The sequence below is a fragment of the Parasphingorhabdus sp. NYA22 genome (assembly GCF_976973735.1).
Window position 1 is genome coordinate 1,820,629 of record NZ_OZ333477.1, and the last position, 14,115, is coordinate 1,834,743.

General features: G+C 54.6%; 15 protein-coding genes. 6 read left to right on the forward strand and 9 right to left on the reverse strand.

Annotation, left to right across the window (positions count from 1 at the left end; all coding sequences use genetic code 11):
* Positions 1 to 2: 2 nt before the first annotated feature.
* Both ACWFTY_RS08740 and tyrS read right to left on the reverse strand, forming a co-directional pair.
* On the reverse strand, positions 3 to 470 hold the full coding sequence (locus ACWFTY_RS08740; RefSeq protein ID WP_447523853.1) for a PilZ domain-containing protein: 468 nt from the start codon (positions 468 to 470) through the stop codon (positions 3 to 5).
* Positions 415 to 1,644, reverse strand: coding sequence for a tyrosine--tRNA ligase (gene tyrS, locus ACWFTY_RS08745; protein ID WP_447523854.1), 1,230 nt, complete (start codon positions 1,642 to 1,644; stop codon positions 415 to 417). The genes ACWFTY_RS08740 and tyrS overlap by 56 nt, the downstream gene beginning before the upstream one ends.
* Positions 1,645 to 1,682: 38 nt before the next feature.
* Between tyrS and ACWFTY_RS08750 the strand changes: the two genes are divergently transcribed.
* From ACWFTY_RS08750 to ACWFTY_RS08760, 3 genes are read left to right on the forward strand one after another with little or no spacing between them, the layout of a single operon-like run.
* A complete protein-coding gene (locus ACWFTY_RS08750) occupies positions 1,683 to 2,228 on the forward strand; it encodes a DOMON-like domain-containing protein (protein ID WP_447523855.1) in 546 nt (181 codons plus the stop codon).
* On the forward strand, positions 2,228 to 3,424 hold the full coding sequence (locus tag ACWFTY_RS08755; RefSeq protein WP_447523856.1) for an exo-beta-N-acetylmuramidase NamZ family protein: 1,197 nt from the start codon (positions 2,228 to 2,230) through the stop codon (positions 3,422 to 3,424). Before ACWFTY_RS08750 ends, ACWFTY_RS08755 begins: the two co-directional genes overlap by 1 nt.
* Positions 3,425 to 3,482: 58 nt before the next feature.
* Positions 3,483 to 3,785 carry a hypothetical protein gene (locus tag ACWFTY_RS08760; RefSeq protein WP_447523857.1) on the forward strand — a complete coding sequence of 101 codons (303 nt, stop codon included), beginning with the start codon at positions 3,483 to 3,485 and terminating at the stop codon, positions 3,783 to 3,785.
* A gap of 3 nt (positions 3,786 to 3,788) precedes the next feature.
* Here the strand turns inward: ACWFTY_RS08760 and ACWFTY_RS08765 are convergent, their stop codons facing one another.
* From ACWFTY_RS08765 to ACWFTY_RS08795, 7 genes are all read right to left on the reverse strand, one after another.
* The gene (locus ACWFTY_RS08765; protein ID WP_447523858.1) at positions 3,789 to 4,970 is read right to left on the reverse strand and encodes a vWA domain-containing protein; all 1,182 of its coding nucleotides are present in this window, start codon (positions 4,968 to 4,970) and stop codon (positions 3,789 to 3,791) included.
* A gap of 15 nt (positions 4,971 to 4,985) precedes the next feature.
* Entirely contained in the window at positions 4,986 to 5,831 is an 846-nt protein-coding gene (locus ACWFTY_RS08770; protein ID WP_447523859.1) for an AAA family ATPase, read from the reverse strand.
* Positions 5,832 to 5,937: 106 nt separating this feature from the next.
* Positions 5,938 to 6,597 carry a DUF6975 family protein gene (locus ACWFTY_RS08775; protein ID WP_447523860.1) on the reverse strand — a complete coding sequence of 220 codons (660 nt, stop codon included), beginning with the start codon at positions 6,595 to 6,597 and terminating at the stop codon, positions 5,938 to 5,940.
* Positions 6,598 to 6,738: 141 nt separating this feature from the next.
* Positions 6,739 to 8,751, reverse strand: coding sequence for an RNA polymerase sigma factor RpoD (gene rpoD, locus ACWFTY_RS08780; RefSeq protein WP_447523861.1), 2,013 nt, complete (start codon positions 8,749 to 8,751; stop codon positions 6,739 to 6,741).
* Between the two features lie 24 nt (positions 8,752 to 8,775).
* Complete coding sequence (dnaG, locus tag ACWFTY_RS08785) at positions 8,776 to 10,644, reverse strand: DNA primase (RefSeq protein ID WP_447523862.1); 1,869 nt, start codon at positions 10,642 to 10,644, stop codon at positions 8,776 to 8,778.
* A gap of 16 nt (positions 10,645 to 10,660) precedes the next feature.
* Positions 10,661 to 11,404, reverse strand: coding sequence for a hypothetical protein (locus tag ACWFTY_RS08790; RefSeq protein ID WP_447523863.1), 744 nt, complete (start codon positions 11,402 to 11,404; stop codon positions 10,661 to 10,663).
* Positions 11,401 to 11,853 carry a GatB/YqeY domain-containing protein gene (locus ACWFTY_RS08795; RefSeq protein ID WP_447523864.1) on the reverse strand — a complete coding sequence of 151 codons (453 nt, stop codon included), beginning with the start codon at positions 11,851 to 11,853 and terminating at the stop codon, positions 11,401 to 11,403. Before ACWFTY_RS08795 ends, ACWFTY_RS08790 begins: the two co-directional genes overlap by 4 nt.
* 133 nt (positions 11,854 to 11,986) lie before the next feature.
* On the opposite strand from ACWFTY_RS08795, the gene carA reads away from it, so the two are divergent.
* Genes carA through ACWFTY_RS08810 form a run of 3 tightly spaced genes read left to right on the forward strand, consistent with a single transcriptional unit; the run spans position 11,987 to position 14,069 of the window.
* Positions 11,987 to 13,258, forward strand: coding sequence for a glutamine-hydrolyzing carbamoyl-phosphate synthase small subunit (gene carA / locus ACWFTY_RS08800; protein WP_447523865.1), 1,272 nt, complete (start codon positions 11,987 to 11,989; stop codon positions 13,256 to 13,258).
* Positions 13,255 to 13,695, forward strand: coding sequence for a hypothetical protein (locus ACWFTY_RS08805; RefSeq protein WP_447523866.1), 441 nt, complete (start codon positions 13,255 to 13,257; stop codon positions 13,693 to 13,695). Before carA ends, ACWFTY_RS08805 begins: the two co-directional genes overlap by 4 nt.
* A complete protein-coding gene (locus tag ACWFTY_RS08810) occupies positions 13,692 to 14,069 on the forward strand; it encodes a ribonuclease E inhibitor RraB (protein ID WP_447523867.1) in 378 nt (125 codons plus the stop codon). The genes ACWFTY_RS08805 and ACWFTY_RS08810 overlap by 4 nt, the downstream gene beginning before the upstream one ends.
* Positions 14,070 to 14,115 lie beyond the last annotated feature (46 nt).

A 14,115-nucleotide genomic window follows, 5' to 3' on the forward strand; every position in this document is an offset into this window, starting at 1 on the left:
GCCTAGATGCCGTTGATCTTGTCCAGCATTGCATAGAAATCCGGTTCCCGGATCACCCGCTCGAATTTGAAGCCGTGGCGTCCCTGATGAGACCAGACCAGATAGGCTTCGATGCGTCCGGCGACTGGCAGACGAACGATTAGCCGGTCTCCCTTTGCCATATCGATCGGGTCGGAAAGCATCATGCCGTTAGCGGAAATATTCGAAATTTGGACCCGGATTTCCTGATGGGGATGAAATTCGCAAATCGTCTCAAAATCGACTGCAAACCGCGTAGCACGACGCATGTCCGAGGCTGTTTGAGGTGGTAGACCGGTCATTCGCTGCGAGCTCCGTACATGGTTCGTAGCAACCATAACGGCCGATTGAGAATAAATGGTAAATGACTTTTGCAGTCTATTATTTTCCCTGCAGTCAGACCTTGCGAAGTAGCCCGTGTTTTTTCTTGCCGGCTGATATTTTTTTGTCATCGTCCGTCAAGTCGATCATGGCTCCTGCATCCCTAACCGGTTCGTCATCAATCCGAGCGCCGCCGCCCGCGACCATCCGCTTGGCTTCGCCTTTGGATGCGCAGAACCCGATCCCCACTAGGGCATCGAGAATCGAAATCTGACCGTCTGCTATCTCGAATACCGGTAAATCGCCGCCTGCAGCGCCTTGTTCGAAAGTCTGTTGCGCTGTTTTTGCAGCATCTTCAGCAGCATTTTGACCGTGCGCCAATGTTGTTGCGGCATCAGCCAGGATTTTCTTGGCCTCGTTGATATCGGAACCTTGCAGGGCTTCCAGTCGCGCGATCTCTTCCAGATCAATATCGGTGAACAGTCTCATGAACTTGCCCACATCGCGATCGTCGGTATTGCGCCAGAATTGCCAGTAATCATAAGGAGAGAGACGGGCAGCATTCAGCCAGATCGCACCATCCACCGATTTGCCCATTTTCGAACCATCGGCTTTGGTGATCAACGGCGTGGTAACACCGAATAGTTCGGCTCCATCGATCCGGCGGCCTAGTTCGATCCCGTTGACAATATTGCCCCACTGGTCGGATCCACCCATTTGCAACTTGCAGCCGTGCTGGCGCGATAGCTCAAGAAAATCATAGGCTTGCAGGATCATATAGTTGAATTCGAGGAAGGTCAGCGGCTGTTCGCGTTCCAGTCGAAGTTTTACAGAATCAAACGCCATCATGCGATTGATCGTGAAATGACGACCGATATCGCGCAAAAATGGTATATATTCGAGTTGGCCCAGCCAATCGTCATTGTTGACCATTATTGCATCGGTGGGACCGTCACCAAATGTCAAAAAATTCTCGAAACTATCCCGAATTTTAGCAAAATTTGACGCAATTCCATCATCGTCTAGCAATTTTCGCATCTCGTCTTTGCCGGACGGATCACCAATCTTGGTGGTTGCACCGCCCATCAAAACGATTGGCTTATGCCCTGCTTGCTGCAGTCGACGGAGCATCATGATCTGGACCAGATTCCCGACGTGAAGAGAATCCGCAGTGACATCAAATCCGATATAACCGGGAATGATGCTCTTGCTGGCAAGAGAGTCCAATGCATCGGCATCGGTTAACTGGTGGATATAGCCGCGATCATTCAGTAGACGCAGGAGATCGGATTGATAATTGGTCATGGATTGGTGCGTTACATGGGGACAACGAAAGTCGCAATATGCGTTTGAACTTGCAATGCCATTCGATGACTCCGGTATCGGCGATCGATCAAATCGCGGTCGAATGGTCGATGTCCGCGTCCGGCACAATATGGCTGAGATATCATGCAGACGGGAATGTTGAAGAAATCACGTTACCGGATAATCTCGACCAGTCGCAGCGGATGGACAATTTGTGGCAGAATACCTGTTTCGAACTATTCCTCGGCGAACCGGGAAAAGAGCCCTATTGCGAATTTAACTTTTCGCCATCCGGCAACTGGGCGGCCTATAGTTTCGACCGGTATCGTGACGGAATGGACCAGTTCGCCCTGGCTCAACCACCCGAAATCCACATGGATTTCAGTGATACACATATGGCTCTCGAAGTAACCTTCGGATTGCCCGATATCTGGGTGCGCGAAGAATTCGATGCGGGCCTCTCGGCGGTCATTGAAACGCAAGACGGTGAGAAATCACTCTGGGCTTTGGCCCATCCTGCAGCTAATCCGGATTTCCACCACCGGGATGGTTTCACGCTCAAAATGGAGGCAGCGGAACGTTGATGAAATTTGGTATAGACAGGCTGATTGAAGACGCGGACCTGCGGGGGCCATTGGCGGGCAAGCGGGTGGCGTTGCTTGCGCATCCAGCTTCGGTGACGCAGAATCTTGTCCATAGCCTTGATGCATTGTCGGCGATTGACGGGATTAAAGTGACGGCGGCTTTTGGCCCGCAACATGGTCTTCGCGGCGACAAGCAGGATAATATGATTGAGTCGCCCGATTTTAACGACCCGATCCATAATATACCGGTGTTCAGCCTCTATGGTGAGGTTCGTCGGCCGACAGGCCAGTCGATGGGTACGTTCGATATTGTGCTGATCGATCTGCAGGATTTGGGATGCCGAATCTACACGTTCATCACCACCTTGCGATATATGCTGGAAGCCGCCGCGGAACACGGCAAGACGGTCTGGGTGCTGGACCGGCCCAATCCGGCCGGGAGGCCGATCGAAGGCACGCTCCTCGAAGAAGGATGGGAAAGCTTTGTCGGGGCAGGGCCGATGCCGATGCGTCACGGGCTGACCATGGGCGAAATGGGGCGCTGGATGATCAGTCATTTCGATATTGAAGTCGATTATCGGGTCATCGAAATGGATGGGTGGCAGCCGGAAGGCCCCGGATTTGGCTGGCCGGAAGATCGCATCTGGATCAATCCCAGCCCCAATGCTCCGAACGTCAATATGGCGCGGGCCTATGCAGGAACCGTGATGCTGGAGGGGACGACGCTATCCGAAGGACGTGGCACGACGCGGCCTCTGGAACTGTTCGGCGCGCCGGATATCGATGCACGGGCGGTCATTGCGGAGATGCAGCAGATGGCGCCGCAATGGCTGGAAGGCTGCATATTGCGGGAAATCTGGTTCGAACCGACTTTTCACAAACATCAGGGCCAATTGTGCAATGGCGTCCAGATTCACGCCGAGGGTCCGGCGTATGATCACGCCGCTTTCCGACCCTGGCGGCTTCAGGCGCTGGCGTTTAAGGCGATTGGCAAGCTTTATCCCGGATATGAATTGTGGCGCGATTTTCCCTATGAATATGAAGAGGGCAAACTGGCGTTTGACGTGATCAACGGCGGACCGGTCTTGCGCGAATGGATCGAGCACCCATCGTCGAACGCGGATGATCTGGACACAATTGTCGCGCCGGATGAACTGGCGTGGGGCGAGATATCGGGTAAATACCGCCTTTACTAAGTATGCTGCACTGCAACATATTTATTGCATTTGTTCTGGAATCTGGTAATTTGCCGGCATGTTACCGAGCAAAGAATTTTTCGAAGGCGTTGCACTGAAAAAATGTGTGGCCGCGACCTATAACAATACGATTTTCAAGCTGGCGCCGCATATTCTCTATACGCGCCATGACGAAATGTATGTCGATGCCGTGCCGCTGGAAAAAGACGGGCAACCACCGCGTGAAATCAAGATCGGGACGTTCAAGCTTTCCGGCTTGAAAGATGTTCGGGTCGAAGACCTGCATTTCGAGAAGTCGGAAATCTTTGAGCCGGCTGCCGAAAAATATGACGGAACTACGCTGCTGGCGGTCGAAGACTGACAATCAACCCTGTTTTCGGGTCAATTCTTTCATTGCGTCACTTAATCCGTCGACCGTTAGCGGGTACATCCGGTCATTCATCAGTTCGCGGATGATTTTGACGCTTTGTGAATAGCCCCATTGCTTTTCAGGCACCGGATTGAGCCAGGCCGCAGCGGGATAAGTGTTGGTCAGCCTGTGCATCCAGGTGACGCCGGCTTCTTCGTTGAAATGTTCGACCGAACCGCCCGGATGAGTGATTTCATAAGGGCTCATCGATGCGTCGCCGACGAAAATCAGCTTATAGTCGTGGCCATATTTGTGGAGCACATCCCAGGTATTGGTGCGCTCGGAAAAGCGGCGGCGATTATCCTTCCACAGGCCTTCGTAGGGGCAGTTGTGGAAATAGAAAAATTCGAGATTTTTGAACTCGGTGGTCGCGGCGCTGAACAGTTCTTCGCAGAGCTTGATAAACGGATCCATCGAGCCGCCAACGTCAAGAAACAGCAGTAACTTTACCGCATTGTGCCGTTCCGGCCGCATGTGAATGTCGAGCCAGCCCTGTTTGGCGGTGCCATTGATTGTCCGGTCGATATCCAGCTCGTCAGCGGCACCCTCGCGGGCAAATTTGCGCAGGCGGCGGAGCGCTACCTTGATGTTCCGCGTTCCGAGCAGCTTGGTGTTGTCGAGATTCTGGAACTCGCGCTTGTCCCAGACCTTGATCGCCTTTTTCTGGCCGCCTTCGCCGCCAATCCGGACGCCTTCGGGATTATAGCCCGAATTGCCGTAAGGCGAGGTGCCGCCGGTGCCGATCCACTTGCTGCCGCCTTCATGCCGTTTTTGCTGCTCTTCGAGACGCTCTTTCAGCGTCTCCATAATCTCGTCCCAGCTGCCGAGAGAATTGATCTTTTCCATTTCCTCTTCGGACAGATATTTCTCGGCGACCGCTTTCAGCCAGTCGAGCGGAATATCTTCTTCCTGGGTCCCGTAGGTAGTTTCTATGCCTTTGAAGACCTTTGAAAAAACCTGATCGAAGCGGTCGAGCAATCCTTCATCTTTCACGAAGGTTGCGCGGGAGAGATAATAGAATTCCTCCGGACTACGCCGAATAACGTCTTTCTCAAGCGCCTCGAGCAGCACCAGATGTTCCTTGAGCGACGCTGAAATGCCAGCGGCCCTGAGTTCGTCCATGAAGTTAAAGAACATCGTCAGTGCCTTTGCTTAGCGCGCTTCGCGTTTCGCCATGAAGGCCAGGCGTTCGAACAGCATCACGTCCTGCTCGTTCTTGAGCAGCGCACCATGCAATGGCGGGATTGCCTTGCTGCTGTCGCTCGATTGCAAGGCTTCGAGCGGCATGTCCTCGTTGAGGATCAGTTTCAGCCAATCGAGCAATTCGCTGGTACTTGGCTTCTTCTTGAGGCCCGGGACGTCACGGACATCGTAGAAAATATCCATCGCCTTTTTGACCAATATGCCCTGAATGTCCGGGAAATGGACGTTGATGATTTCCTGCATCGTCTCGCGATCTGGGAATTTGATATAGTGGAAGAAGCAGCGGCGCAGGAATGCGTCTGGCAGCTCTTTCTCGTTGTTCGAGGTGATGATCACGATAGGGCGTTCGACGGCCTTGATCGTCTCTTTGGTCTCGTAGACATGGAATTCCATGCGATCAAGTTCCTGCAGCAGATCGTTCGGAAACTCGATATCCGCTTTGTCGATCTCGTCGATCAGCAGCACTGGCAGTTCGGGAGCCGTGAAGGCCTCCCACAGTTTACCCTTGCGGATATAGTTGGAAATATCGTGGACCCGCTCATCGCCGAGCTGGCCATCGCGGAGACGCGCTACCGCATCATATTCATAGAGGCCTTGATGTGCCTTGGTGGTGGATTTGACATTCCACTCGATCAGCGGCGTCCCCATTGCCTTGGCAATTTCATAGGCCAGAACCGTCTTGCCCGTGCCCGGCTCGCCTTTGACGAGGAGCGGGCGGCGGAGGGTCATGGCAGCGTTGACAGCAACCTTCAGATCATCGGTTGCAACATAGTCTTTGGTACCGTCAAAACGCATGATTTTCTATTCCTTGCCGTGAACGTCAAAGCATAGGCGATAGGGAAAACTCCCGTTCCAGGCAAGTTAATCATTTAGTTAAGTTTTAAGGAAAATGGCGAGTTATTTAACGGGAAAGCCGCATATTTCGCCGGGCTTCCAGTAGCTGCCACAGGCCGCGATGCTGGTTGAGCAGCTGTTCCGCCCCGAAATTCAGCGCTCGTTCCAAAGCGGGCGTTTCTGCCAAGAGGCTGTTGAGATCCGAGGTTTTTTCGGCGCTGGGTAGAATCGAGGAGCGGGCTTCAACGCCGACACGGAGGGCAATCTGCTCCAGAATATTTCTGATATGATGCCAGTCTGCAACCAGGGCGATGGCTGCACCGATGGCGCAACCGCTGCGATCGGACTGGGACAGCATCTCGAGCGCCTTGCGTTGACCCAGCACGGCGGCGTTGCTCTGGTCGTCGAGGCTAACGCCCGAAATCGGTCCGGCAGCCACGGTCAGCTTGGTCAGGAAAGATCGTTCGGCAGCAAAGCCGTCGGTCGCCTGAATCAGCCATTCGCGCGCGGCATCATCGACGGTTTTGGTCGCCGCATGATCGATCACGCCCGGATGGCGCCCGTGCAAAACGCACAGGAAATGGACGATATCGGCGACATCCGCTCCTGACAGAGTCGAAAAATCCTCGGCGATAAGCTGGACATAGGGCGCTGTGTCGCTGCCATATGTGCCGACCTGTCCAGCGAACCCTGGCTGTGTCACCAATTGTGCATTTTGTCCTAGCATCGCGTTTCCGATATCCGATTAAGGTTGCGAAAATGCATTGAGCATTCTCGTCTGCCTTCGAATATAGCGACGATACCTAAAGAGTAAGTTTACCGGCTGTTAGGGATTTACAAACCATAGCAATTGGCGCGTATCGCGAGATTATTGATCCAGGAAGCTCCGCATCTTGCGGCTGCGGCTTGGATGCTTCAGCTTGCGCAGTGCCTTGGCTTCAATCTGCCGGATACGTTCGCGCGTCACGCTGAACTGCTGGCCGACTTCCTCAAGCGTATGATCGGTGTTCATGCCGATCCCGAAGCGCATGCGCAGCACGCGTTCTTCCCGGGGAGTCAGGCTCGCCAATACACGGGTCACGGTTTCCTTCAGGTTCGCCTGAATAGCCGCATCGACCGGAATGATCGCATTTTTATCTTCGATGAAATCACCGAGATGAGAATCTTCTTCGTCGCCAATTGGCGTTTCGAGCGAAATCGGTTCCTTGGCAATTTTCATCACCTTGCGCACTTTTTCGAGCGGCATGGAGAGGCGCTCGGCCATTTCTTCCGGAGTCGGCTCGCGGCCCTGCTCATGCAGGAACTGACGGCTTGTGCGGACCAGCTTGTTGATCGTCTCGATCATATGCACCGGAATACGGATGGTCCGCGCCTGATCGGCAATGGATCGCGTGATCGCCTGGCGAATCCACCAAGTAGCATAGGTGCTGAACTTGTAGCCCCGGCGATATTCGAATTTGTCGACCGCTTTCATCAGGCCGATATTACCCTCCTGAATGAGATCAAGAAACTGCAGGCCGCGGTTGGTATATTTTTTGGCGATCGAAATCACGAGGCGAAGATTGGCCTCGACCATTTCCTTCTTGGCGATACGCGCTTCGCGCTCGCCTTTCTGGACCATGTTGACGATCCGGCGGAATTCGACCAGCGACGTGCCGGTAGCATTGGCTATGTCGGAAATTTCTGCGCGGATACGATCAACGGCTTCCGCTTCCTTTTCAACGAAGGCGGCCCATTTCTTGTCGGTCTTGGCCATGCTTGCCAGCCAGCCGTCGTCGAGTTCGTTACCGACATAGCTTTCCAGAAATGCACGGCGTGGAACCTTGTGACGCTCTGCCAGACGGAGCATCTGCCCGCCCAAAGTCGTCAGCCGGCGATTGAACGAGTAAAGCTGGTCGACCAGAAACTCGATTTTATTGGCATGAAATTGCACACTTTCGACCAATGCGGTCAATTCTTCGCGCAAATCATGATATTTCTTTTCAGAAGCTGCCGGAAAATCCTTGCCCGCCGCCAGCGATTCCAGCCGGGTCGTCTGCAATTTCGAGAATTTCTTGAACACCGAGGTAATCAGCGCGAATTTCTCCAGCGCGTCGGGCTTCAACGCTTCTTCCATCTGCGCGAGGGAAAGCGTGTTGTCTTCCTCTTCCTCTTCGACCACGCGCTTGGTGCGACGTTCGGTCAGTTCTGCTTCTTCATCATCTTCGCCGTCAGCCGATTCTTCATCCTCGACTTCGTCATCGTCCTTGAACGAGGGGCCAGCGGTTTTCTCGCTGATTTCGCCATCATCATCATCTTCGGCCTCTTCCAGATTCTCCGGAACGGGATCCTTGGAAAGCATGGCGTCGAGATCAAGTATTTCGCGCAACTGCATTTCGCCGTCGTTGAGCGCCGTCGACCATTCGATGATCGCGTTAAAGGTGGTTGGGCTTTCGCACAGCCCCCAGATCATCGTGTCGCGGCCAGCTTCGATACGCTTGGCAATCGCAATCTCGCCTTCGCGGCTGAGCAATTCCACAGCGCCCATTTCGCGCAGATACATGCGCACCGGATCGTCAGTGCGGTCGGCGGTAGCTTTTTTGGGAACGGCGGCAGCGGTTTTCTTGTCCTTGTCCTTGCCGTCAATGGATTCGACTTCTTCACCGGCGAGTTCTTCGGCGGCTTCCTCGTCATTCTCGACAATCCGGACACCCATTTCGGAAATTGCGGACATGACGTCCTCAATCTGCTCGTTCTGGTCCTGGGGCAGGGCTTCGTTCAGCTCGTCAATCGTCAGATAGCCGCGCTTTTTACCTTGAGCGATCAGTTTCTTGATGGCGCTATCGTTGAGATCAATCAACGGTTCGTCTTCGGCTTTGGTGTTTTTTGCTTTACTTGCCAATGGCTCAGGCCCCTAATTTAAAAACTATATAGCGTCGTCGATCTGGGTCAGTTCGACCAATCGCTCGTGAAATAACTGCTTCGCTTCGCGAAGGCGCTGCTGCTCGGCATAACTTTCTTCCGTAAGATCATCCTGCACCCGCCGCGTTGCCTCTGCGAGAGCTGCTTCCAGTCCGGGGCGCGCAGTCACCACTTTTATCGCTTCTGCCAAATCCTTATGCGCCCGTTCGATCAATAGCGAAGGGGCATCGTCTGGCAGCTTGCGGTTGAAAGTGAAATTCAGCGCGTCGGCCCGTAACAGCCCTTTTGCGACATTATAACAATCTGTCTTTCCCAATATGGTAAGAAGGCCCTGCATATCAAGCGTTTCTTTGCGCATTGCGACATTGATCAATTCACCGAGCAAGGACTGCAGTTGCGAATCGGCCAGTTTGATTGCGCTGAGCTCTTCGAAATGGCTGGAAATCCGGCACGGATGACGGATCAGACCGCCCAATATGCCCTTCGCAATCTGCAGGTCATAGCCCTCGATCAAAAAGGTCCTGGTGTCCTCCAGCGGCTTGTAAGAGACAAATTTCGACGGGAACTTGCGGTTTGAATTCTGCGGGCGACGGCCTTCGGAGCGATTGTCCGTCTGGGTAAAAAACGTCGCCTGATAGCGGTCGTTAAAGACCTGCCGGTAATGCTGGGCAATATCCTGATCGGCGATGTCGCGAACGTGATCGGACAGGCGCTTCTTCAGACCGGCTTTGGTCTCCGGCGTGTTGAGCGGTTCCGCGTCATATTCCACCTGCCAGATCTTGTCGTCGAGCATCTGCGGTTTCGCGATCAGGGCGGCGAAGGCATGAGCGCCGTCGGAGCGGATCAGGTCGTCCGGGTCTTGTCCCGCAGGCAGCGAAATGAAGTTCAGGCTGTGCGATGGGCGTAATATCGGCAACGCCCGCAAGGCAGCGCGCATGGCGGCCTTTTGACCGGCGTTGTCGCCATCAAAGCAGAGGATCGGCGCCTCGACCATTTTCCAGATACGCTCGATCTGATGCTCGGTCAGCGCAGTGCCGAGCGGGGCGACGACATCTTTAAACCCGGCCTGCGCCAGCGCGATGGCATCCATATAGCCTTCCACCACCAGTATCCGTCCGGTCTGGCGGGAGGCGGGCGAAGCCTTGTCGAGATTGTAGAGCGTGCGGCCCTTGTCAAAGAGAGGCGTGTCGGGAGAGTTGAGATATTTCGGCTCGCCGTCGCCCAATATCCGGCCGCCAAAAGCTATTACCCGACCGCGTGGATCGCGAATCGGGATCATCAGACGCCCGCGGAACCGGTCATAGGGATCCTTGTCGTCGACCTTGATCAGCAGGCCTGCCTCGATCAGCTGGTCCATACCGTGTTTGGAGAGCGCGTCCTTGAGCCGCCCACGGGAATTGGGCGCGAAGCCGAAGCCGAATTCGCGGATCGTGCTCTCCGATATTCCGCGATTTTTGAGATATTCCCGCGCTCCGGCACCCTCGGTGCTGTTGAATCGTTCGACAAACCAGTCCTGCGCTGCCGCCATGACGTCATGCAGGGTTGCCCGGGTCTCCTGTCGTTGTGCCGCGCGCGGGTCGGGGGCAGGGACCTCCATTTGCGCTTCGGCCGCCAGATCCTTGACCGCGTCCATAAAGCCGAGTCCGCGCTGTTCGGTCATCCAGCTGATCGCGTCGCCATGCGCGCCGCAGCCGAAACAATGATAGAAGCCCTTTTCGTCGTTGATTGTGAAGCTGGGCGATTTCTCGTTATGAAACGGGCAGCAGGCTTTATATTCGCGGCCCGCTTTTTGCACTTTCACCGTTCGCCCGATTAACGTGGACAAAGTGACCCTCGATCGCAGTTCTTCTAGCCATTGCGGGGATAGGGTCACAGTTCAGACATCATGATCAGGAGCAACCTTTAACCCCGTCAGCTGGAGCAGTGCCGGGAACGGGGCCGGTTCCGACCGTCATTTTGCCATCGACGCCCAAGGAATAGTCTTGGGCTGGGCCTTTCGGCGGGACAGTTGATTTCCAGTAAAACGTGATTGTTTCGCCGGTTGCCCAAGCTTCACCCGATGTCTTTTCAAACACCAAATGGTTGTCTTGGCACGTGACGGAAAAAGCAGCGTCTGGTCCTGCGGCGGCACGGGCTTGGCCCAGAGAATAGCCGACTTCTCCGGCAAATCCGGTCGGCGGCGAGGTCATCTTGAAAATATCGGTGGCCGTTACGGTCATCACATCCTTGTTCGGCAGAAACGGCTTATCATTGTCTTTGTCGACACCCGGAGTCACCACATGGACATAGGTGTAAACCGTGCCGGCGGGCAGGTTCTTGGGATTGCAATCGCTGATATCGGCCGGGCAAGCCACGTAGCTTTCGATATCGCCATAGGATTTTTCGTCGAGCAAAAAGGACGCATTGACTTCTGGCCCGACCGGCCCTTCAATTTTCGCTCCCAGCTGTTCCTTGTCAAAATCCATCGCAGGGATGGCGCTGTCGCTGGCTGTTTCCTCAAGCGGAGTGGTATTGCCGGTCGCCTCATCGACAGCGTTATCCGGGCTATCGCCAAGATCATTGTCTGCACAAGCGGCAAGCGAAGCAGTGGCCAGAACCAGCGTCGCACAGCCGATATAATCCGAAACTCTCACGAAAGCGCCGCCTTCACCAGCGCGCTGGCTTTGCTCATGTCGATTTCGGTGCCGTGGCGTTTTTTGAGTTCGCCCATTACGCGGCCCATGTCTTTCATGCCGTCGGCGTCGAGTTCCGTCTTTATACCGGTGATCAATGTCGCGGTTTCTTCGTCGCTCAGCTGGGCGGGGAGGAACTCCTCGATCACGGCCAGTTCCTTTTTCTCCGCTGCGGCCAGTTCAGTGCGGCCGCCGGATTCAAACATGTCGATCGATTCGCGGCGTTGCTTGGCCATTTTTTGCAGCACATCGATCAGGATGGTGTCGTCGTCGCGACCATCTTCCTTGGTGCGCAGTTCGATGTCCTTGTCCTTGATCTTCGCCAATATGCTGCGGGTTGCGGCGGTGCGATCCTTGTCACCGGCCTTCATGGCGGCAATTTGCGCGGCTTTCACGGTATCGCGAATCATGGCGTTCCTCATATTTTTGGAGTAAGCGACCACCATAGCGGGAAGATAATTTTTTTCATAGATTGTGACGCCAGAAATCTGGTTCTAGGTCCCATGAAATTTTGCGCCCCAGACGGACCCAAAGGAACAGCCCATGACCCATGACCATAATCCCGCCGCTCCCGAGGGTGCAACAGGGATATTGGTATTGGCCGATGGCACGATCATCTGGGGCAGGGGCTTTGGTGCCACCGGTTCAGCGGTCGGTGAAGTCTGCTTCAACACCGCGATGACCGGCTATCAGGAAGTGATGACCGACCCGAGCTATGCCGGGCAGATCGTCACCTTTACCTTTCCCCATATCGGCAACACCGGCACAAACGACGAGGACATCGAGGCGGACAGCCCGCATGCTCTGGGCTGCATCGTCCGCGAGGATATTACCGCACCGTCCAATTTCCGCGACCAGAAGCCGTTTGACCAGTGGATGGCGGAAAATGGCCGGATCGGAATTTCCGGTGTTGATACAAGGGCTTTGACCCGGCGGATCCGCGAAGCGGGCGCGCCGAATGCGGTGATTGCTTATGATCCCGAGGGCAAGTTTGATATCGATGAGTTGCTAGGCAATGCGCGGGCCTGGGCCGGCCTCGAGGGCATGGATCTGGCCAAGGAAGTGACCGGGCACCAGACGCATTTGTGGGACAAGGGTGGACTGTGGCGACTGGGTCATGGCTATGCCAGAATGGAAGAATTGGAAGCATCTTCTGCTCCGTCGGCAGCGGGTCTCTCGACTTCGCTCGAGACGAACGGGGGGGATCCAAAGTTTGTCAAACTTGGGGCCAATGAGCGCCCTCACGTTGTCGCCATCGACTATGGTGCGAAGCGCAATATCTTCAGAAACCTTGTGAAGGCTGGCGCAAAAGTTACTGTAGTTCCTGCGGAAACTTCATATGAAGAAATCATGGCTTTGCAGCCCGCTGGCGTGTTTCTGTCCAACGGCCCCGGTGATCCGGCGGCGACCGGCAAATATGCGGTTCCAGTGATCCAACAGCTGCTCGAAGCGGATATTCCGCTGTTCGGCATCTGCCTCGGTCACCAGATGCTCGCCCTCGCGGCGGGCGCCAAGACGGTGAAAATGCACCAGGGCCATCGCGGTGCCAATCATCCGGTGCAGCGGATCGGCGGCGGCTGGGCCGAGACCGAAGGGCTGGTCGAGATCACCAGCATGAACCACGGCTTTGCGGTCGACGGCGACAGTCTGCCCGACAATATTCATGAAACCCACAAGAGCCTGTTCGACGGCAGCAATTGCGGGATCGAAATCATCGGCAAACGCGCATTCGGCGTGCAATATCACCCCGAAGCCAGCCCCGGCCCGCAGGACAGTTTCTATCTGTTCGAGAAATTTGTCGGGGGGTTGGAATGATTGATGTTCTGATTGAATTTGTTCCAGTAATTTTGCTGTTGGTTATTGGTGGGATAGCGATGCTTTGGTTTAATTTAAGCAGCAATCGAGAGGCGCGCAGGCGATCCCGTTGCGATATCAACAGTGATTTTATGAATTTTGAAGCATATCCCGTGCATCTGGAAGATCTTAAAGCAGATATGCTGTCAAATGGCTGGAGCTTGAAGTCGGAAAATCCAGCAGAAGAGGGGCGTGTTCTATTTCGGTTTGAAAAGGATGGAAACGGTTCGGCTAGTTTGCGTGAAGTCTTTGACTTTGAGAAATCAATGCCAAGGACCGCCAACAGAACTGCAGGTAGCGACCTGATTATCAAGATTGGCGACTATGGAGTGAAACGCGACATTAATACCCAGCCAGTTAATATATCCAATAACGTTATCGGAGGGCTAAGCCAATGAGCGGCCCCATTGATCCTGCGCATCTTGCCGAAGAATGGGCAATTGATGACGAAATCCTGCAAAATATGGCAGCTGGCGGCGATGTCGCGCATGTTGTGCGCGAAATTAACGTGCAATTTGTCGGTGCGGTTGCCGATCTCAACAAGCTGAAGAATGACGCGGCGAAATGGGGCTTTCGCTCGGCGCTGGTCTCCAACGAGGATGACGAGTGGGTGATCGAGCTGCAGATTGATCTGGACACCAAGCGCGAAACAATCCGCGAGCTGACCCGCAAATGCCTCGAGATCGAAAGCGAATATGACATCGACCATGACGGTTGGGGCTGCTTTGCCTGCAACGAGAATGGCGAGATTTCTGACGAGAACCCGGCGTGATGGGTGGGTTATATCAGTGCGAATCTAGCCTTGGTGAGCAATACGA